At 63.6% G+C, this 20,288-nt stretch carries 17 protein-coding genes; 5 read left to right on the top strand and 12 right to left on the bottom strand.

Going from position 1 to position 20,288, the window contains the following annotated elements:
* The 5 genes from rbfA to DCO45_RS01010 all read right to left on the bottom strand — a co-directional run bounded on the left by rbfA (position 1) and on the right by DCO45_RS01010 (position 5,994).
* Entirely contained in the window at positions 1–378 is a 378-nt protein-coding gene (rbfA, locus tag DCO45_RS00990) for a 30S ribosome-binding factor RbfA (protein WP_021027862.1), read from the bottom strand.
* Positions 379–384: 6 nt separating this feature from the next.
* On the bottom strand, positions 385–3,246 hold the full coding sequence (gene infB / locus DCO45_RS00995) for a translation initiation factor IF-2 (protein WP_116924102.1): 2,862 nt from the start codon (positions 3,244–3,246) through the stop codon (positions 385–387).
* A gap of 23 nt (positions 3,247–3,269) precedes the next feature.
* Positions 3,270–4,754: a transcription termination factor NusA gene (nusA, locus tag DCO45_RS01000; RefSeq protein ID WP_021027864.1), complete on the bottom strand. Its 1,485-nt coding sequence runs from the start codon at positions 4,752–4,754 to the stop codon at positions 3,270–3,272.
* Positions 4,755–4,824: 70 nt separating this feature from the next.
* Entirely contained in the window at positions 4,825–5,424 is a 600-nt protein-coding gene (rimP, locus tag DCO45_RS01005; protein ID WP_116924103.1) for a ribosome maturation factor RimP, read from the bottom strand.
* A gap of 195 nt (positions 5,425–5,619) precedes the next feature.
* A complete protein-coding gene (locus DCO45_RS01010) occupies positions 5,620–5,994 on the bottom strand; it encodes a thioredoxin family protein (protein ID WP_116924104.1) in 375 nt (124 codons plus the stop codon).
* Positions 5,995–6,181: 187 nt separating this feature from the next.
* Here DCO45_RS01010 and DCO45_RS01015 point away from each other — a divergent pair, with 187 nt between their 5' ends.
* From DCO45_RS01015 to DCO45_RS01025, 3 genes are all read left to right on the top strand, one after another.
* A complete protein-coding gene (locus tag DCO45_RS01015; RefSeq protein ID WP_116924105.1) occupies positions 6,182–7,147 on the top strand; it encodes a DnaJ C-terminal domain-containing protein in 966 nt (321 codons plus the stop codon).
* 2 nt (positions 7,148–7,149) lie between these two features.
* On the top strand, positions 7,150–7,470 hold the full coding sequence (locus tag DCO45_RS01020) for a MerR family transcriptional regulator (RefSeq protein WP_116924106.1): 321 nt from the start codon (positions 7,150–7,152) through the stop codon (positions 7,468–7,470).
* A gap of 520 nt (positions 7,471–7,990) precedes the next feature.
* A complete protein-coding gene (locus DCO45_RS01025) occupies positions 7,991–8,593 on the top strand; it encodes a lipocalin family protein (protein WP_116924107.1) in 603 nt (200 codons plus the stop codon).
* 79 nt (positions 8,594–8,672) lie between these two features.
* Here the strand turns inward: DCO45_RS01025 and DCO45_RS01030 are convergent, their stop codons facing one another.
* From DCO45_RS01030 to DCO45_RS01045, 4 genes are all read right to left on the bottom strand, one after another.
* Entirely contained in the window at positions 8,673–9,425 is a 753-nt protein-coding gene (locus DCO45_RS01030) for an ABC transporter ATP-binding protein (protein ID WP_116924108.1), read from the bottom strand.
* Positions 9,422–10,207 carry an ABC transporter ATP-binding protein gene (locus DCO45_RS01035; protein ID WP_116924109.1) on the bottom strand — a complete coding sequence of 262 codons (786 nt, stop codon included), beginning with the start codon at positions 10,205–10,207 and terminating at the stop codon, positions 9,422–9,424. The genes DCO45_RS01030 and DCO45_RS01035 overlap by 4 nt, the downstream gene beginning before the upstream one ends.
* 84 nt (positions 10,208–10,291) lie before the next feature.
* Entirely contained in the window at positions 10,292–11,929 is a 1,638-nt protein-coding gene (locus DCO45_RS01040; RefSeq protein WP_116924110.1) for a dipeptide ABC transporter ATP-binding protein, read from the bottom strand.
* Entirely contained in the window at positions 11,922–13,061 is a 1,140-nt protein-coding gene (locus DCO45_RS01045; protein ID WP_116924111.1) for an ABC transporter permease, read from the bottom strand. The genes DCO45_RS01040 and DCO45_RS01045 overlap by 8 nt, the downstream gene beginning before the upstream one ends.
* Before the next feature lie 161 nt (positions 13,062–13,222).
* Between DCO45_RS01045 and DCO45_RS01050 the strand changes: the two genes are divergently transcribed.
* A complete protein-coding gene (locus DCO45_RS01050) occupies positions 13,223–13,696 on the top strand; it encodes a DUF2127 domain-containing protein (protein ID WP_116924468.1) in 474 nt (157 codons plus the stop codon).
* Between the two features lie 52 nt (positions 13,697–13,748).
* Here the strand turns inward: DCO45_RS01050 and DCO45_RS01055 are convergent, their stop codons facing one another.
* Both DCO45_RS01055 and DCO45_RS01060 read right to left on the bottom strand, forming a co-directional pair.
* Positions 13,749–14,774 (bottom strand): ABC transporter permease subunit, encoded by a 1,026-nt coding sequence (locus tag DCO45_RS01055; RefSeq protein WP_116924112.1) that lies wholly within the window; start codon positions 14,772–14,774, stop codon positions 13,749–13,751.
* Positions 14,775–14,908: 134 nt separating this feature from the next.
* On the bottom strand, positions 14,909–16,747 hold the full coding sequence (locus tag DCO45_RS01060) for an extracellular solute-binding protein (RefSeq protein ID WP_116924113.1): 1,839 nt from the start codon (positions 16,745–16,747) through the stop codon (positions 14,909–14,911).
* Between the two features lie 122 nt (positions 16,748–16,869).
* Between DCO45_RS01060 and fabI the strand changes: the two genes are divergently transcribed.
* Entirely contained in the window at positions 16,870–17,670 is an 801-nt protein-coding gene (gene fabI, locus DCO45_RS01065) for an enoyl-ACP reductase FabI (RefSeq protein ID WP_116924114.1), read from the top strand.
* A gap of 70 nt (positions 17,671–17,740) precedes the next feature.
* Here the strand turns inward: fabI and DCO45_RS01070 are convergent, their stop codons facing one another.
* The gene (locus tag DCO45_RS01070) at positions 17,741–20,239 is read right to left on the bottom strand and encodes a heavy metal translocating P-type ATPase (RefSeq protein ID WP_133247969.1); all 2,499 of its coding nucleotides are present in this window, start codon (positions 20,237–20,239) and stop codon (positions 17,741–17,743) included.
* Between the last annotated feature and the right edge of the window lie 49 nt (positions 20,240–20,288).

A 20,288-nucleotide genomic window follows, 5' to 3' on the forward strand; every position in this document is an offset into this window, starting at 1 on the left:
TCAGCCTTCCTCGGGTCCGCGCGATGCCACGGCCTTGGCGATCAAGGCATTCATGTCGGCGGCACGCTCGGTGGTGCGGTCGTAGATGAAGTGCAAGGTCGGCACGGTGTGGATATGCAGGCGCTTGAACAGTCCATTGCGCAAGAAGCCAGCTGCCTGGTTCAGTGCGTCCTGGGTCTGGTCGGGGTCACCGATCAGCAAGCTGAAATAGACCTTGGCGTGGGCATAGTCAGGCGTCACCTCAACGGCTTGCAGCGTCACCATGCCCACACGTGGGTCTTTCAACTCACGGGCGATCAGCTCCGACAGATCGCGCTGGATCTGGTCGGAGACTTTGAAGCTGCGATTGGGCGCAGCAGTTTTCTTGCGAGTTGCCATCGGAAATTACAGCGTACGAGCGATTTCCTTGATCTCAAAGACTTCCAACATATCACCTTCTTTGATGTCGTTGTAGTTCTTGAGCTTGATACCGCACTCGAAGCCTTCCTTGACTTCCTTGACGTCGTCCTTGAGACGGCGCAGCGAGTCGATCTCACCGGTGTAGATGACCACGTTGTCGCGCAGCAGACGGAAGTGTGCATTGCGGGTAACGTGACCCTGGGTAATGTACGAACCAGCCACCGTACCGATCTTGGAGGCCACGAACACGGTGCGGATCTCGGCCATACCGATGATCTCTTCGCGTTGCTCGGGAGCGAGCATGCCGGACATGGCCGCCTTCAACTCATCGACAGCGTCGTAAATGATGTTGTAGTAGCGGATATCGACATCGTTGCTCTCGGCGGTCTTGCGCGCTTGCGCATCGGCACGCACGTTGAAACCGATCACGATCGCCTTGGAGGCCAGCGCCAGATTCACATCCGACTCGCTGATACCGCCCACGCCGGTGTAGACCATCTGCACCTTGACCTCGTCGGTCGACAGCTTGAGCAAGGAGGCAGCCAGTGCTTCTTGCGAACCCTGGGTGTCGGCCTTGATGATGATCGGCAGCGACTGCACGTTGCCCGCACCCATTTCGGCGAACATGTTCTCCAGCTTGGCCGCTTGTTGCTTGGCCAGCTTGGTGTTGCGGAACTTGCCAGCGCGGTAGGTCGCGATTTCACGGGCGCGGCGCTCATCGGGCAGCACCATGAAGTCGTCACCAGCCTGCGGCACATCCGACAGACCCTGGATTTCCACGGGCAGCGATGGACCGGCTTCCTTGGCGACCTTGCCGTCTTCGTCGACCATGGCACGCACGCGGCCATAGGTTTGACCGGCCAGCACGATATCGCCCACCTTCAAGGTACCGGACTGCACCAGCACTGTGGCCACCGGGCCGCGGCCCTTGTCCAGCTGGGCTTCGATCACCAGACCCTTGGCATTGGCTTGCACCGGCGCCTTGAGTTCCAGCACTTCGGCCTGCAGCAGCACTTGCTCGAGCAGCTCGTCAATGCCTTGGCCGGTCTTGGACGACACGGCCACGAAAGGCGAGTCACCACCGTATTCTTCGGGCACCACCTGCTCGACCACCAGCTCCTGCTTGACGCGTTCGGGGTTGGCATCGGGCTTGTCGGCCTTGGTGATGGCCACCACGATAGGAACACCAGCGGCCTTGGCGTGCTTGATCGCTTCCTTGGTCTGAGGCATCACGCCGTCGTCGGCAGCGGCCACCAGAATCACGATGTCGGTCGACTGTGCACCGCGGGCACGCATGGCCGTGAAGGCCTCGTGACCAGGGGTGTCCAGGAAGGTGATCATGCCGCGTGGGGTTTCCACGTGGTAGGCACCGATGTGCTGCGTAATGCCGCCGGCTTCGCCCGCAGCGACCTTGCTGCGGCGGATGTAGTCCAGCAGCGAGGTCTTGCCGTGGTCGACGTGGCCCATCACGGTCACGACCGGCGCGCGTGGCAGCGCTTCGGATTCGGCCTGGGATTCTTCTTCGGCGGTGAACGCTTCCGGATCGTCCAGTGCGGCAATATGTGCCTTGTGGCCCATTTCTTCCACGACGATCATCGCGGTGTCCTGGTCCAGCGGCTGGTTGATGGTGACCATCTGGCCCATCTTCATCAGCGACTTGATCACTTCGGACGCCTTGATGGCCATCTTGTGGGCCAGCTCGGACACGGTGATGGTCTCGGGCACATAGACGTCGAGCACGCGTGCTTCCACCGGCGCAGCCGATTGCGCGCCACGGTGGTCGTTGCGGTCATTGCCGCGACGGCCGCCACGGGGGCCCGAACGCCAGTTGTTGCCGCGACCGGCCACACCACCCGAGGAATCACCACGGGTCTTGAGTTCTTTCTTCTTGCCGTTGCTGTCGTTCTGGTTGCTCCAGCTCGAGGACAGCTTGGCCGACTTGACTTCCTTGTTGCCAGGCGCTGCACCAGCGGCAGGCTTGGCCGCGCCAGTGCCGGTCGTGGCAGGCTTGTGCAAGGTGCCCTTCTTGGCATCAGCGGCCTTGACTTCCTTCTTCTCTTCCGAAGGCTTCTTGGCCACCAGCACCTTCTTGGGCGCGTTCATCATGGCGCGAATGGCTTCGGCCTCGGCCAGGGCCTTGCGGCGGCGCTCGTCCAGATCGACAGCGCGCGCGGTTTCCTCCGCCTCACGGGCCTTGGATTCGTCTTCGGCCTTTTTCTTGGCCTCAGCCTGGGCTTCGTTGCGGGCGGCCAGCTCCTGGGCGTGGCGGCGCGCAGCTTCTTCCTGCTCGGCAGCTTCCTGGGCCTTGCGCTCTTGCGTCTTGGCCACGTAGGCAGCGGCGCGCTCTTCAGCCTCACGCTCCTTGCGCTCGCGCTCTTCGCGCTCAGCGCGCTCGGCACGCTGCTGCACCAGATCAGCTTCTTGCTTGCCGATCAGGTCGGCTTCGCGACGGGCTTCCTCTTCGCGCTTGACCAGGTCAGCCTTGTGTTCGGCTTCCTTTTGCTTGGCTTCGGCGTGCTTGAGTGCTTCGTCGGAATCGGCCTCAGCCACTTCGTCACGCTTGACGAAGGTGCGTTTTTTGCGCACTTCCACCTGGATGGTGCGTGCCCGGCCCGTGGCGTCGGCTTGTTTGATCTCGCTGGTAGATTTCTTGGTCAATGTGATCTTCTTGCGGTCTGCAGCGCCGTGGGCGGCCTGCAGATGGGACAACAGCGCTTGTTTGTCCGTTTCAGTCAGTGCATCGGATGCATCGTGCTTGGACACGCCTGCGGCTTGCAGTTGTTCCAGCAATGTATCCGGTGATTTCTTGAGTTCAACAGCGAACTCGGCGACAGTATTACTCGACATATCTTGTTCCGTGCCTCCTGACCTTATTCCTGTCCATCAAACCAATGTTCGCGAGCCTTCATGATCAAGGCTTTTGCGTCATCGGCAGACTGTCCGGTCAGCTCGGTCAATTCATCAATGGCCAAATCGGCCAGGTCGTCACGCGTGTGGATTCCACCAGCTTCCAGCTGGGCTACCAACTCAGGCGTCATCCCTTCCAGATCACGCAACGCTTGGGAAACACGGGCAACACTCTCTTCGTGGACGATTTCCATCGTCAGCAGCGCATCTTTGGCGCGCGTGCGAAGCTCATTGACGGTCTCTTCGTCGAAGCTCTCGATTTCCAGCATTTCCTGCAGCGGCACATAGGCCACTTCTTCCAGGCTGGAGAAACCTTCTTCGATCAGGATGTCAGCGATTTCTTCATCCACATCCAGCTTTTCCATGAACAGCTTGCGGGAAGTGCTGGTTTCTTCTTCCTGCTTCTGGGCCGATTCGGCCGCGTCCATGATGTTGATCTTCCACCCCGTCAGATCGGAGGCAAGACGCACATTCTGACCACCACGGCCAATGGCGATCGCGAGGTTTTCCTCGTCCACCACCACATCCATGGCATGCTTTTCTTCGTCCACGACGATCGAGGACACATTGGCCGGCGCCAGCGCACCGATCACGAACTGGGCGGGGTCCTCAGACCACAGCACGATGTCCACGCGCTCGCCAGCGAGCTCATTGGTCACCACGTTCACGCGGCTGCCGCGCACACCGACGCAGGTGCCGATCGGGTCAATGCGCTTGTCGTGGCTAAGCACGGCAATCTTGGCGCGGCTGCCAGGGTCACGGGCGCAGCTCTTGATCTCCAGCAGGCCTTGCTCGATTTCGGGCACTTCGTTGCGGAACAGCTCGACCATGAACTCGGGCGCAGAGCGCGAGAGCAGGATCGGCGCGCCGCGCAGGGTCAGGTCCACGTCCATGATCATCGCGCGAACGCGGTCACCATTGCGCAGATTTTCCTTCGGAATCATTTCACCGCGCTTCAAGCGGCCTTCCACGCGGCCGGACTCGACAATGATGTCGCCCTTGTCCATGCGCTTGACGGTGCCGTTGAAGATCTTGTCGCCGCGTGCCATGAAGTCGTTGAGCAGCATTTCGCGCTCGGCGTCACGGATCTTTTGCAGGATCACCTGCTTGGCCGCCATGGCGCCGATACGGCCGATAGGCACGGATTCGATCTGCTCTTCAATGTAGTCGCCCACCTGCGCGTCTGCCTTGCGGTCAACGGCATCCATCAGCATTTCTTCGGCATCCGGGTTTTGCAGGCCCGCATCATCGGGCACCACCAGCCAGCGGCGGAAGGTGTCGTAGTCGCCGGTATCGAGATCGATAGCCACACGCACATCCACTTCGCCGGGATACAGCTTCTTCGTAGCCTGGGCCAGGGCAGATTCCACAGCGCCGAACACCACATCGCGCTCTACGTTCTTTTCGCGCGCGATGGCATCCACCAGCATCAACAATTCGCGATTCATGCGACGACTCTCCTATTTCAATCTTTAACCAGAAGGCGGCATCATCAGCGCCACCATGTGCGGGGCCACTTCAGGCCTGGGGTTCGTCGGCAGCACCTGCTGCCGCCCTGCCCTTGAAGCTCACGATGGGTGCCAGACGCGCTTCACGCAACTCGTCGAGCGTAAAACCCAGGCTTTGCAGCGGTGCGGGTGGGCGCTTCTTGCTCACACGGGCACCGGGTTTGACAGGCGGCGCATCGCTCCAGACGATCTGCCAGCCACCTGCCTCGGTACGCTCGAGCGTGCCCCGAAATTTCTTGCGATTGGCGCTGATGGTTGTGCCTTCGGCAGCTGCACCGATGGATTCCTTCAGCGTCAGGTCCACCACCGCGCCGGCAAAGCGGATGAAATCCTGCTCATGGCGCAATGGACGGTCAATACCGGGCGAGGACACTTCCAGGCGCTTGTATTCCACGCCATCGACTTCCAGCGCAAACTGCAGCTGGCGGGTGACCTTCTCACAATCCTCCACCGTCACAAACTGCTCTGGCACGCCTTCCGGACGGACGTCATCCGCATTCCAAGGCAGGTCGATGGTGATGCGCAAAAGGCCGCTGGCAGAGCGTTCGATCTCCACCAAGTCGTAGCCCAGGCCGCTCACCGTTTGTAGGGTGGTTTCTTGCAAGCTCACGTGTGCTATTTATCCCGCAAATACAAAAAACCCGAGAACCACGGAATGTTACACATTCCGCAGCATCGAGCTGAAAAACATGCGACCAAAAAAAATGGGCGGTTGGCACCGCCCAGTTGGTCGTGTAGACATCAATTATAGGGGCAAACCAGTATCGATGCAATGATGCGCAGTGGCTTTTAGGCGTGCGAACGACTAAGTCTGCGCATTGCGCGCCTGCACGATAGCCGCAGTGCGCCGCAACAGTGCATGGGCTTCATCGCCATCGGGCAAGGCCTGCGCGTCGCCTTGCGAAAAACGCTCCAGCATGCGCTGCAGCACGCCGGACTGGGGCAGAACGGGGCCCAGGAACATGGCTTCGGTGCCGCGCCCCAGCAGTACGGTGGGGAAGGTGGTGATATCGAGCTCGCCCAGCGCCTCTTCCTCGTCCTCGACATCGAGCCAGACAAAGGCCATGTCCGGCCACTCCTTGGCCAGCGCATCAAAGGCAGGCTGGTACTGGCCACAGGTACCGCACCACTGCGCGCACAAACACACCACCAGCCAGGGCGCACTCGCAGCCTCGGTCATACACAGCCCATCCCGCACACAAAGGCGTATTTGTACCACCATTGCGGTATCCCAGGGCTCCGGTGCCTTTGAGAATACGCGCTTCTCTGACTTGAATCAGACCCAAAAGCAACTAAGTTCTAGGAAGTCATCATCCATTGGGCAGTTGCCTGTACAACAGCAAACTGCCATATCTTCGGGAGCAGGCATGGATTCCAAAAACTACTACGACGTTCTGGGCGTGGACAAAAAGGCCGGCGCAGACGAGATCAAAAAGGCATTTCGCAAGCTCGCCCGCAAATACCACCCGGATCTGAGCAAGGAAAAAGACGCCGCCCAGCGCATGGCCGAGGTCAACGAGGCCAATGCGGTGCTGTCGGACACGCAAAAGCGTGCCGAATACGACGCCATGCTCGACGCCCCGCGCGGCTTTGCGTCAGGCGCGGGCAAGCCCTTCCGCAGCGCCGAAGGCTTTGACAGCGGCGATTTCCAGTTTCGCCGCCAGAGCATGGGGGGCGATGCCGATTACAGCGATTTCTTTCGCCAGATGTTTGGCGACGCGGCGCGCGCCCAGCGCGGTGGCCATGCCGGCGGCGGGCCACGTGCGGCGATCCGGGGCGAGGACCAGCACGCCAGCATCGAGCTGGACCTGACCGACAGCTACCAGGGCAGCGAACGCATGCTGACCTTGCATGGCCAGGACGTGACCGAGGATGGCGAAGTACGCAGCCAGGAGCGCCAGCTGCAGGTGAAGATTCCTGCCGGGGTGCGCGAGGGCCAGATGATTCGCCTGGCCGGCCAGGGCGGGCCCGGTTACCAGGGCGGGCCAGCGGGCGATCTCTTGCTCGAAGTGCACTTTCGCCCCGACAAGCGCTGGCGTGCCGAAGGCAAGGATGTTTATATGCCAATGCCCGTCAGCCCCTGGGAAGCGGCTTTGGGCGGCAGCGCGGAGGTCAAAACGCCGGCCGGCACCTTGGAAGTGACTATTCCTGCAGGCTGGTCGGCCGGGCGCAAGCTGCGCATCAAGGGCAAAGGCCTGCCCGCTGCCACGCCTGGCGATCTGTACCTGGAGCTGCAACTGCACATACCACCGGCCACGACCGAGCAGGAGCGCGCTGCCTACGCCGCCTTTGCCAAGGCCTTTCCCCACTACCAGCCTCGCCAAGGAGTGTGACCATGCCCCACTACACGACAGTACACACCAGCAGCTTGCAGATCATTGACGACGACAGCCTTGATGCGGCCAGTCTGGCCCAGGCCTGCCAGCGCAACCTGGACTGGGTGCAGGCCCGTGTCGTCGATGGCGTGCTCACCCCCAGCACCGGCACACGCAACCCCGAAGCCGTCACCAGCTGGCGCTTTGCGGCCACCTGCATCGTGCGCGCGCGCCGTGTGGCGCTGCTGGAGCACACCTATGATGCCGACCCCCAACTGGCCGCACTGACCGTCGACCTGATGGAAGAGGTGCTGGAGCTGCGCCGCCGCTTGCATCGCTGACGGATCTTTCAGACAGACGCAAAAAAGCCCGCTGATGCGGGCTCATCCTTACCGAAAAAGCACCATCCGCATGCCGCGCCTGATCGTGGCAAGCGCGGCATGCGGACGGGGCAAACCGGTAGGCGGTATTAACCGCCCTTGTGCGTACGCTTGCCTGGGTTCTTCTTGGAACGGGTAGCAGTGCCACGGGCACGGCTGACCTGTTGGCCGCGGCCAGCAGTAGGCAGGCTCTTGCCGTTAGGCAGGGCCGGTTGAGGGGTGAACTTGCGGTCAGCTTCCGTAACGATTTTGTTGCCCATCCTGGGACCTCGCGATAAACAAAACCGACATTAGGCCACAGATGCCAAGCGAGCAGATAAAAATACCTGCTAATTCCCGTGCCTTGGTGCGAAATTAGGCATTCAAGCCGCAAGGCGACAGCGCAAATCAGGCGCTTTGCTTACATTTGGCCCACGCTGGCAGCTTGTAAATTACGCCTATCTGGTTAGGATTCATAAAACAAAACAAGGAATAATTTCTTATGCAAGAGCTCGATCATCAACAACGACCGCAACAGCGCTCTCTCTGGCTCCCCCTGGCAGCCGGTGTGGCCGCCTTGGCCGTTTACTGGTGGACCAGCAACAAATCCCGCAAAGTCGTGCCGGTCGACCTGATTGAGCCCGTCGCCGACTTTGATGCAGAACGCTTTGTCGGCGACTGGTATGAGATCGCCCGCATCGAGCGCGGCATCGGCAAGCCGCTGACGCGCTCACGCGTCGAATATGAGCTGCTGAGCGATGGCAGCCTGGGCATCACGACCCGGGGCTTTCATGCCGGCACCCACCGCTGGGTCGAGGGCCATGGCATTGCCCGCTTTGTCGGCGCGCCCAACTTTGGCGCCATGAAGGCCTCGTTCATGGGCCCCTTCCACGAGGGCTACCATGTCGTCGCCATTGACCCCGATTACCGCTGGGCCATGCTGATGGGCGACACCACCGACTCGTTCAAGCTGCTCTCGCGCCAGCCCGTGCTCGATGGCAAGACCACCGATATGCTGGTCCACCAGGCTGCACTGATGGGCGTGGAGACCTCACGCATCCACTGGGTGATGCAGGACGGCATCAACCCTACCGGCCACTGGTAAGCCGCAGTCCCTTTTATTTCCGGAGGGGCACCCAAGCCTGCGCGCGATGCGTGCAGGCTTTGCTTTGTCTGATGGCGCCTTAGACGCCGATCCGCTTGGCGCCAGCCCGCTCTTCGTCGACCAGTGCCTGCATGCTGCCAGCAAACGCGATCGCGCCCTTCTCCAGCACATAGGCCCGGTCGCTCACCAGGCGCGCAAAGTGCAGGTTTTGCTCGCACAGCAAAATACTCACGCCGCGCTGCTTGAGTTGCACAATCATCTGCGCCATCTGCTCGACGATAACAGGCGCCACCCCTTCAGAGGGCTCATCGAGCAGCACCAGATAGGGATTGCCCATGAGGGTGCGGGCGACGGTGAGCATCTGCTGCTCGCCGCCACTCATCTGCCCGCCAGCGCGCTGCGGCATGGCCGCCAGGTTCGGGAAAAAGGCGAGCAGCTCATCCACCGTCCACTCGCTGGCCAGGCTGCCATCGGCCCAGCGGCGGGCGGGCTGGCGGCCCACCTCCAGGTTTTCGAGTACCGTCAGGTCGCTGAAGATGCGCCGCTCTTCGGGCACATAGCCCAGGCCCAGGCGCGCAATGCGCCAGGGGTCTGCCTGCGCAATGTTCTGGCCCATGAACTGCACGGTGCCTTTGCGCCGCTCCACCAGGCCCATGATGGCCTTGAGCGTGGTGGACTTGCCCGCGCCGTTGCGCCCCATCAAGGCCACCACCTCACCGCGCCGCACCTCCAGCCCCACATCAAACAGAATATGGGCTTCGCCATACCAGGCGTTGAGCGCGCTCACCTGCAGCAGAAGCTCGGCGTGCACATCGGTTATCTGCGCGCTCATACGGCAGGCTCCTGACTTGGTTCCTGGCTGTCATAGGTGCTGCCCTTGCCCAGGTAGACCGCCTGCACCTCGGGGTTGCGCCGCACGGCCTCCGGCGCGCCCTCGGCAATGAGCCGGCCCCGCGCCAGCACAATGATGCGGTCGGCATAGGCAAACACCACATCCATGCTGTGCTCGGTAAACAGCACGGCCATGTCGCGCTCACGGGCCAGTTGCCGCGTGAGCGCCATCAGCTGCAGGCGTTCAGCCTGGGCCATGCCGGCAGTGGGCTCATCCATCAGCAGCAGCACAGGCTTGTGGGCCATGGCGATGGCCAGCTCCACCCGCTTCACATCGCCATAGGCCAGCGCGCTGCAAGCACGGTCAGCCTGGTCCTGCATGCCCACCAGCGCCAGCAAGCCCAGCGCCTCATCACGCTGAAAGCGGGCGGCTTTTTGCCACAGGCCAAAGACGCGGCCAGCGGCCGACAGCAAGGCCATCTGCACGTTCTCGGCCACCGTCAGCGAGGCAAAGGTCTCGGCAATCTGGAAGGTGCGCCCTACGCCCAGGCGCCATATCTCGCGGGGCCGCTTGCCGCCCAGGGCCGTGCCCTGAAGCAGCATGCTGCCGGCATCGGGCACCAGCTGCCCGCCCAGCATGTTGAAGGTGGTTGTCTTGCCCGCGCCATTGGGGCCAATGAGCGCCAGCACTTCGCCCCGGCGCAAGGCAAAGCTCACATCGGCCACGGCCTGCACGCCGCCAAAGCGCTTGCCCAAACCGGTCACTTGCAGCAGTTCTGTCATGGATTTCCCGTTGATGCCGCAGGCAGCTTGCGCACTGCCAGCGGCCCTATTCCGCTCATAAAGTCGTTGCCGGGCGCTGCCCGCTCAGCCCAGCTCCAGGCTGGCGGCCATCAGGCGCTGCGTGTAGGCCTGGCGCGGCGCATCGAGCACCTGCATGACCTCGCCGCTCTCCACCACCTCGCCATCCTTCATCACCAGCACCTCATGGGCCATGGCCCGGATCACCGCCACATCGTGCGTGATCAGCACATAGCTCAGGCCGCGCTCGCGCTGCAGGCGCTGCAGCAAGGCCAGCACCTGCTGCTGGATGGTGACATCGAGCGCGCTGGTGGGCTCGTCCAGCACCAGGATCTCGGGGTCCACGATCAGCGCGCGGGCAATGGCCAGGCGCTGGCGCTGGCCGCCGGAGAACTCATGCGGATAGCGCTCGAGCAGGCCCGGGAACTGGGCCTCGGTCATGCCCACTTCCTGCAGCAGCGCCAGCACCTGCTGCTGTAGATCCGCTGGAGCCAGCTGGGGCTGCGCCAGCTGCAGGCCTTCGCCCACCATCTCCTGCACCGTCATGCGCGGCGACAGCGACGAGAACGGATCCTGGAACACCACCTGCACCTTGCGGCGCAGCTGCTGGTTGGCCGCGCTGTTGCGCTGGGCTGGCAACTGCCAGGTCTCTTGGCCAATGCGCAGCTCGCCCTGGCTGGGCAGCAGGCCCAGGATCGCCTGGGCCAAGGTGGATTTGCCCGAGCCCGACTCGCCAATCACCCCCAAGGTCTGACCCCGGCCCAGCGCCAGGCTGGCGCCGCGCACCGCGTCGAACCGGCCCTTGCGGAACCAGCCCGCTATGCCCGGCAGCGGCGTGGCATAGGCCACCTGCAAATCGCGCGTCTGCAGCACCGTGGGTGCCTCAGGCTGGCGGGCCACCACCTGGCGCTGGGGCGTGCTGGCCAGCAGCTTTTGGGTGTAGGCATGCTGGGGCGCGGCAAACACCTCGGCCACAGCCCCCTGCTCCACCAGCCGGCCTTTTTCCATCACCGCGACCCGGTCGGCAAAATGGCGCACCAGCGGCAGGTCATGGGTGATCATCAGCACCGCCATGCCGGTCTGGCGCTGCAAGTCGCTCAGCAGCTCCAGGATCTGGCCGCGCAGGCTCACATCGAGCGCCGTGGTGGGCTCATCGGCAATCAGCAGCTTGGGCCGGCAGGCCAGCGCCATCGCAATCATCGCGCGCTGGCGTTGGCCGCCGCTGAGCTGGTGCGGGTAGCTGCCGGCGCGCCGCTGCGGCTCGGGGATGCCGGTTGTGGCGAGCAGCTGCACCGCCTGCTCCCAGGCGGCCTTGTCGTCCAGGCCTTGCTTGAGCTGCAGCACCTCGGCAATCTGCGCGCCCATGGTCATCAGCGGGTTCAGCGCCGTCATCGGCTCCTGAAAGATCACCGCAATCTCATCACCACGCACCGCCTGCATCTCTCGCTCGGAGATCTGCAGCAGGTTGCGCCCGCCCATCAGCGCTTCGCCGCGCAACTGGGCCTCGCCCACCAGGCGCAGCAGCGACAGCGCGGTGATTGTCTTGCCAGAACCTGATTCGCCGACCAGCGCCAGCTTCTCGCCGGCCTGTATGCAAAAGCTCAGGTCCTTGACCACATCCTGGCCGCCAAAGCCCACATGGAGGTGGTTGACCTGGAGCAGCGGCGCGGGCACGGCCACCGGGGATTGTGCTTGCTCACGCATGGCGGGTCTCCTTGGCATCTGCGCTGGCTGACGGCGCTGGCTGAGCCGAAAGCGCAGCAGGCGCTGCGCCAGCGCGCGGCGAATTCAGCTGCTTGCGCGGGTCCAGCGCATCGCGCAATGCATCGCCCATGAAGGTGAGCAGCAGCAAGGTGGTCACCAGCACCGCAAAGGTCGACAGCGAAATCCACCAGGCATCGATGCTGTTCTTGCCCTGGTTCAACAGCTCGCCCAGGCTGGGGGTGCCCGGGGGCACGCCCAGGCCCAGAAAATCCAGCGATGTCAGGGTCAGGATCGCGGCACTCATCTGGAACGGCAAAAAGGTGACCACTGGCGTCATGCTGTTGGGCAGGATATGGCGCCACATGATTTTCCAGCTCGGCACGCCCAGCGCCCGCGCCGATTTCACATAGTCCATCTGGCGGTTGCGCAAAAACTCCACCCGCACATAGTCGGACAGCGCCATCCAGCCAAACAGGCTCAGCAGCACCAACAGCAAGCCGGCACTGGGCGCCAGCACCGCGCTGAAGATGATCAGCAGGTACAGGATCGGCATGGCGCTCCAGATCTCGGTAAAGCGCTGAAACACCAGGTCCACCTTGCCGCCAAAAAAGCCCTGTATCGCACCGGTGAGAATGCCGATCAGCGTGCCGACGGCCGTCAGCGCCAGGCCAAACAGCACGCTGACGCGAAAGCCGTAGATCAGCTGGGCCAGCAGGTCACGCCCCCGGTCATCGGTGCCCAGCCAGTTGTCCGCCGAGGGTGCCGAAGGCGTGGGCGACTTGGCAAAGTAGTTGATGGTGTTGGGGCCATAGCGGTTGAGCGGAAAGATCGCCCAGTTGCCATCCTTGCGCAGCTGCTGCTGGATGAAGGGGTCGAGAAAATCGGTGGCGGTGTGGAAGTCGCCACCAAAGCTGGTCTCCGGGTAGTCCTTGGCGAGCGGGAAATAGGTCTGCCCCTCATAGCGCACAACGAGCGGCTTGTCGTTGCTGATCAGCTCGGCAAACAGGCTGAGCACCACCAGCACCACAAAGAGCAGCAGGCTGTAAAAGCCCAGTTTGTTGGACTTGAAGCGGCGCCAGGCGCGGGCCGCAGGCGAGCGGCCGGGGGGAAGTGGGGAAACAGGCTCGGTCATCGTTATGGTCTGCAGAGACGGTGTGGGCACCGTCCCCCTCCTGTCACTGAATAGGGCGGCCTGGGGCCGACGTTGGCAACGGTGGCGGCGAGGGCACGGGGTGCTGCGCTGTCGCCATTGGCCGACAGCCAAACTGCGCGCCATCGGCCATGCTCTGCGCCATGCCTGCCACCCACACGCCCTCCGCCTTGCGCACCGCGCTCAAAAGCATTGCCATTTTTGAAGCGCTCAAAGGCTTTGCCGCGCTGCTGGGCCTGTTGGGACTGCTCAGCCTGCTGCACCACGATCTGCACCGCCTCGCGCTGGAGCTGATCGGCCACGTTGGCCTCTCGCCCGAGGCGCGCTACCCGGCCGTGCTGATTGGCTGGGTGGACAAGATCAATGCCACCCCCATCCATACGCTGGTGCTGCTGGGCGGGACCTATATCGCTGTGCGCTGGCTGGAGGCCTGGGGCCTGTGGCAGGACAAGGCCTGGGGCGAATGGCTGGGCGCGCTGTCCTCGGGGCTGTACATACCGCTCGAAGTGCAGCACCTGCTGGCGCACCGCCATTGGCAAGGCGCGCTGGTGCTGCTGCTCAACATCGTCGTCGTGGCCGTGCTGCTGCGGCGCCTGCAGCTGCGCCGCAAGGCCTGAGGCGCGGCGCCATGCCGCAGGTGCTGGGCTGGCCAATGCGGGCATACGCGACTCAGTCAAACTTGACACGGGGATCCACCCAGACATAGCACAGGTCGCTCACCAGCTTGGTGAGCAAACCGATCAAGGTAAACAGGTACAAGGTGCCCAGCACGACCGGGTAGTCGCGCCGGATCACGCTCTCATAGCTCAAGAGGCCCAGGCCATCGAGCGAGAACAAGGTCTCGATCAACAAGGCCCCGGTAAAGAAGGCGCCAATGAAGGCCGCCGGAAAGCCGGTGACGATGGGCAGCAAGGCATTGCGAAACACATGGCGCCACAGCACCTGGCGCTCGCTCAGACCCTTGGCCTTGGCCGTCACCACATACTGCTTGCGGATCTCTTCAAGAAAGGCGTTTTTCGTGAGCATGGCCGTCACCGCAAAGCTGCCGGCCACCATGGCGGTGACTGGCAAGGTGATGTGCCAGAGGTAGTCGACCAGCTTGGCGGCCCAGCCCATCTCTTCCCAGCCCGATGAGGTGAGCCCGCGCAGCGGAAACCACTGCAGCTGCCCGCCAAAGATCACCAAGAGCGCCACCCCCAGCACAAAGCCGGGTATCGCATAGCCCACCAGCACGATCACCGTGGTGACCATGTCAAACCGACTGCCCGCGCGCACCGCCTTGGCAATGCCCAGCGGCACCGCAATCAGGTAGCTGATGAAAAAGGTCCACAGCCCCAGACTGATGGAGACGGGCAGCTTGTCCTTGATCAGCTGCCAGACGCTTTTGTTCTGGAAAAAGCTGTTGCCCAGATCAAAGCGGGCGAACTGGCCCAGCATCTGCACAAAGCGCTCGATGGGCGGCTTGTCAAAGCCGTACAAGGCCTTGATCTCGTCGAGCCGCTTGGGGTCAATGCCCTGCGCGCCCCGGTAGCCCATGCCCGCGCCCTCCGCGCCCCGGTTGCCGGCCTTGGCCTCTGCCAGGTACTGCTCGACCGGGCCCCCCGGCACGAACTGGATCACCACAAAGGTCAGCAGCAAGACCCCGAACAGCGTGGGAATCATCAGCAGCAGACGTTTGAGGATATAGGCAAACATGCGGGGTGGGCTCCAATGTCAGCACGTGCGGGCAAACGCCGTGGCACTGTGGCAGAAAATGCCGGGGCAGCGCGGCAGGCGCGCTGGGGCGGTCAGAGGGATCATATAACGGCTGGGCCCGGCATCAGAGCAGCTCATGGCTTGGCGGTTGCGGCTGTGAGCGGCGGCATGCGCGCCCACCAGTAGTACATCACCCAGGTCTCGCCCGGCACATAGGCGGGCACCTGCGGGGGCTCCACCAATCGCCAGGCGTCATACACCACGCGGTGGCTGGCGGCATACCACTGCGGAATCAGGTAGTGGCCCGCCACAATGATGCGCTCGAGCGCATGGCAGGCGGGCAGCAACTCCTGCTCGCTCTTGGCGCTGGCCATCTGGGCAATCATCGCGTCGACCGCTGGGCTCTTCAAGCCAATGAAATTGCCCGAGCCCTCCTGCTCCGCCGCCGCGCTGCCAAACAGCTCGGCGTATTCCTGGCCCGGGATATTGGTGCCCGGCACATTGACCGATATCAGGTCATAGTCGAACTTGTCGACCCGCTGCTGGTAGAGCGCGTAATCGGCCACCCGCAGCCGGAGCTTGATGCCCAGCTTCTCCAGGTTGCGCATCCAGGTGGACACGGTGCGTATGCCCCCTTCGTTGCTGTCGAGAAACTCCAGCTCCAGCGCCTGGCCCTTGGCATTGCGCAGCACGCCATTCCTGTCCACCTTCCAGCCGGCGTCGGCCAACAGCGCCTGCGCCTTGCGCAGGTTGTCGCGCAGGCTGCTGCCCTGGTCGGTGCGGGGGGGATCCTGCAGCGGCCCCAAGGTACCGGCGGGCAGGTCTTTCTCAAAGGGCTTGAGCAGGGCCAGCTCGGCGTCGCTGGGGCTGCCATGCGTCTCGCACATGGTGTTGCCAAACAGGCCATGCACGCGCTCGTAGGCTCCGTAGAACAGCTGGCGCTGCATCCACTCGTAGTCAAACGCCAGGCCCAGGGCCTCGCGCACCCGCACATCCTGCAGCACTGGGCGGCGCAGGTTCAAAAAGTAGCTCTGGAAGCCCGAGGGCAGCTTGTTGGCGAAGTCCCCTTTGCGCAGCTCACCCCGGTCAAAACGCTTGCCATAGAGGCGGCGCGCCCAGTCGCCGGCGCTGAAAAAGCGCATCACATCGAACTCGCCGGCCTTGAGCGCCTCCAGCTTGGCGGTGTTGTCCTTGTAGATCTTGACCGTGACCCGGTCAAAATTGGCGCTGCCCACGCGCACGGGCAGGTCCTTGGCCCAGTAGTCGGGGTCGCGCACGTAGGTGATGTCGCGGCCAAACACCACCGGGCCGATCTTGTAGGGGCCGCTGCCCATGGGCATATCGGTCACGATCTGGTCAAAGCGCTTGGGCTTGCCATCGGCGCCCAGGCCCCAGTCGCGGCTGAAGACCGGCAGGCTGCCCACGGTCAGCGGCAGGTCGCGGTTGGGCTTCTTGAAGCGAAAGCGCACCGTGCGGTCGTCGATGACATCGCAGCCCTCCACATCGGCCAGCAAGGTCTTGTAGCCGGGCGTGGCGTACTGGCTGATCAGCGCCTCGTAGCTGTGCTTGACATCCTGGGCCAGCACCGGTTTGCCATTGTGAAAGCGCGCCGCCTTGCGCATCTTGAATGTCGCGGACATGCCATCGGCGGCCACATCGATGTCCTCGGCCAACAGGCCGTAGCCGGTTGTCGTCTCGTCCAGGCTGGCGATCAGCAGGCTGTCAAACAGCATGTCGCTCAGGTAGGCCGGGGGCGAGCCTTTGATCGTAAAGGGGTTGTATTTGTCAAACGTCGAGTAGCGCAGCGCACTGACCAGGCGCAGCTCACCGCCCTTGGGCGCCTCGGGGTTGGCATAGGCAAAATGCTTGAAATCCGCCGCGTAGCGCGGCTCGCCCCAGAGGGCGTAGGCATGGCTGGCCCAGGCAGGCGCTGCCGCGGCAGCACACAAAATCAGCGGAAGGCAGAATCGCATGCGACAATTCTGCCCTAGCTGGCCACCTGTGCAAGCGTTTACCCCCGAGAAACGCTTTGCGCCGGTGCCCAAGTCTTTTTTGGCCATGCCCTTATGGCGTGGCACTTATCAGGAGAAGAACAATGGGTTTTCTGACCGGCAAGAAACTGCTGATCACGGGCGTGCTGTCCAACCGCTCTATCGCTTATGGCATTGCCAAGGCCTGCCACCAGCAAGGCGCCGAGCTGGCTTTCAGCTATGTGGGTGAACGCTTCAAGGACCGTATCAGCGAGTTTGCCGCCGAGTTTGACTCCAAGCTGGTGTTCGACTGCGATGTGGCCGATGACGCCCAGATTGAGAAAATGTTTGCCGACCTGGCTGCTACCTGGGGCAAGTTCGATGGTTTTGTGCACTCCATCGGCTTTGCGCCGCGCGAGGCGATTGCCGGCAACTTCCTGGATGGCCTCTCGCGCGAAGGCTTTCGCATTGCGCATGACATCAGCGCCTACAGCTTTCCTGCGCTGGCCAAGGCCGCCCTGCCCTACCTCAACGACAAGTCGTCCCTGCTGACCCTGTCCTACCTGGGCGCCCTGCGCTCCATCCCCAACTACAACACCATGGGCCTGGCCAAGGCCTCGCTCGAAGCCTCCGTGCGCTACCTGGCCGAAGCGGTGGGCCGCACCGAAGACGGCCGCGCGATCCGTGCCAACGGCATCTCCGCCGGCCCGATCAAGACCCTGGCCGCCTCGGGCATCAAGGACTTTGGCAAGCTGCTCGGCCGCGTGGCCGATGCCGCCCCGCTGCGCCGCAATGTGACCATCGAAGATGTGGGCAATGTCGCCGCCTTCCTGCTGAGCGATCTGGCCTCGGGCGTGACCGCCGAGATCACCTATGTGGACGGTGGCTTTAGCCAGACGGCCGGTCTGTCGGCCGACCAGGTGTAAGCCTTAACGCTTAGACAAAAAGCCCTGCAGGCTTGGAGCCTGCGGGGCTTTTTCATGTCTGCAGCCTTGTCTACACGCTAAAACGGCGCAGCCGCAAGGCATTGGCCAGCACAAACACGCTCGACAGCGCCATCGCCCCTGCCGCAAACACCGGCGACAGCAGGGTGCCATTGACCGGGTACAGCAGGCCCGCGGCGACCGGGATCAGCGCCACGTTGTAGGCAAAGGCCCAGAACAGGTTCTGGTGGATATTGCGCATGGCGGCGCGCGAGAGCCCGATGGCAGTCACGACGCCGCGCAGGTCGCCGCCCATCAGCACCACGTCGGCCGACTCGATGGCGATATCGGTGCCCGAGCCCACGGCAATGCCGACATCGGCCTCGGCCAAGGCAGGCGCATCGTTGATGCCATCGCCCACATAGGCCAGCGCACCATGCGCAACCCGCAGGCGCTTGACGGCCGCCACCTTGCCATCGGGCAGCACCTCGGCCACCACCTCGTCAATGCCCAGCTGCTGGGCAATCGCTTCGCCGGTGCGGCGGTTGTCGCCGGTGATCATCGCTACCTTGAGGCCCATCGCATGCAGGCCCTCAATCGCAGCGCGTGTGGTGGGCTTGATCGGGTCGGCCACGGCGATCATGGCGGCCAGCTGGCCATCGATGGCGGCATACAGCGGCGTCTTGCCTTCGGCGCCCAGACGGGCAGCCTCGTCAGCAAACACCGCCACATCAGCGCCCAATTGCCGCATCATGCGGTCTGCACCTACTTCGACCCGCGCAGCGCCCACTTGGGCACGCACGCCAAAACCGGTGACCGATTCAAAGCCGGACAGCGGCAGCAACTGCAGGCCTTCGGCCTGGGCAGCCTGCACAATGGCCTGGGCAATCGGGTGCTCCGACTGGCTCTCAACGGCGGCCACCGCCGCCAGCACGGCCGCGCGTTCAAAGCCGGGGGCCAGCACCAGGTCGGTCAGCGCGGGCCGGCCCTCGGTCAAGGTGCCGGTCTTGTCCACAGCCACCACCTGGGCGTCCTTGAGCAGCTGCAGCGCCTCACCCTTGCGGAACAGCACCCCCAGCTGGGCGGCGCGGCCGGTGGCCACCATGATCGAGGTGGGCGTCGCCAGGCCCATCGCGCAAGGGCAGGCAATGATGAGCACAGCCACCGCATTGACAAGGGCCAGGCTCAACGCGGGCGATGGGCCCAGCAACAGCCAGAGCACAAAGGTCAGCACGGCAGCGGCCATCACGGCGGGCACAAACCACATGGTCACCTGGTCCACAACGGCCTGGATCGGCAGCTTGCCGCCCTGGGCCTGCTCTACCATGCGGATGATCTGCGCCAGCACCGTGTTGCCGCCCACTTCGGTGGCCTTCAGGGTCAAGGCGCCCTTTTGGTTGATGGTGCCGCCCACCACCAGGGCGCCGCTGGTCTTGTGCACCGGCACGGGTTCACCGCTGATCATCGATTCGTCCACATAGCTCTCGCCATCTGTCACCCGGCCGTCGACCGGGATGCGCTCGCCGGGGCGCACCTGCACGGTATCGCCGGGCTGCACCGCATCAATGGCCAGTGATTGCCAATCGCCATCGCGCAGCACCCAGGCCGTCTTGGCCTGCAGCTGCACCAGGCGCTTGATCGCCGCCGAGGTATTGCCCTTGGCGCGTGCCTCCATCCAGCGGCCCAGCAAAATCAGCACTACGATCACCGCCGCGGCCTCGAAATAGACATGCACGGTGCCCGCTGGCAGTACGCCAGGCGCAAAGGTGGCCACCAGCGAATAGAGATAGGCCGACAAGGTGCCCACTGCCACCAGCGAGTTCATATCGGGCGCGGCCCGCGCCAGCGCAGGCAGGCCCAGGCGGTAAAAGCGCCGGCCCGGCCCGGCCAGCACCAGGCTGGTCAACACCCACTGCAGCAGCCAGTTGCTCTGCTGGGGCAGCCATTGGCCCACCCAGTGGTGAAAGCCCGGCAGCATGTGGCCGCCCATCTCCAGCACAAAGACCGGCGCGGCCAGCAAGGCCGCCAGCCACAGGTCACGCAGCAGCCCGTTTTGCGCTTGCTGCTGGCGCTGGCTCTGCGCATCATGGGCATCGGCCGCCTCGCTGGCCTCACCCACCTGCGGCACAGTGCGGGCGGTATAGCCGGCCTTGGCAATAGCAGCCATCAGCTGCTCGGCATGCACGCCCGCCGTCAGCTGCACCGTGGCCCGTTCGGTAGCCAGGTTCACGGCGGCGGTCTGCACGCCGGGCACGGCTTTTAACGCGCGCTCCACGCGGCCCACGCAAGAGGCGCAGGTCATGCCTTCGACTTCCAGCTCCAGCGCATGCACAGGCACGCTGTAGCCGGCTTTGTGGACCGCTGCCAGCGCCTGCTCCAGCACCTGGGCGGCGGGGGCCTGGTCGCCCAGTTGCAGGCTGGCCTGCTCGGTGGCCAGGTTGACATGGGCGCTTTGCACGCCGGGCACGGCCTGCAAGGCGCGCTCGACCCGGCCGACGCAGGAGGCGCAGGTCATGCCCTCGATCGGCAGTTGCAGCAGCGGGGTGGCGGATGGGGTGGTTTGGGCAGTCATGGCGGGAGTCTTTCTATCCATGGCAGGAACTCTAAAGATTGCCATGGTG

This window comes from Comamonas sp. JNW (assembly GCF_003105075.1).
GTDB classification, from domain to species: domain Bacteria; phylum Pseudomonadota; class Gammaproteobacteria; order Burkholderiales; family Burkholderiaceae_C; genus Comamonas; species Comamonas squillarum.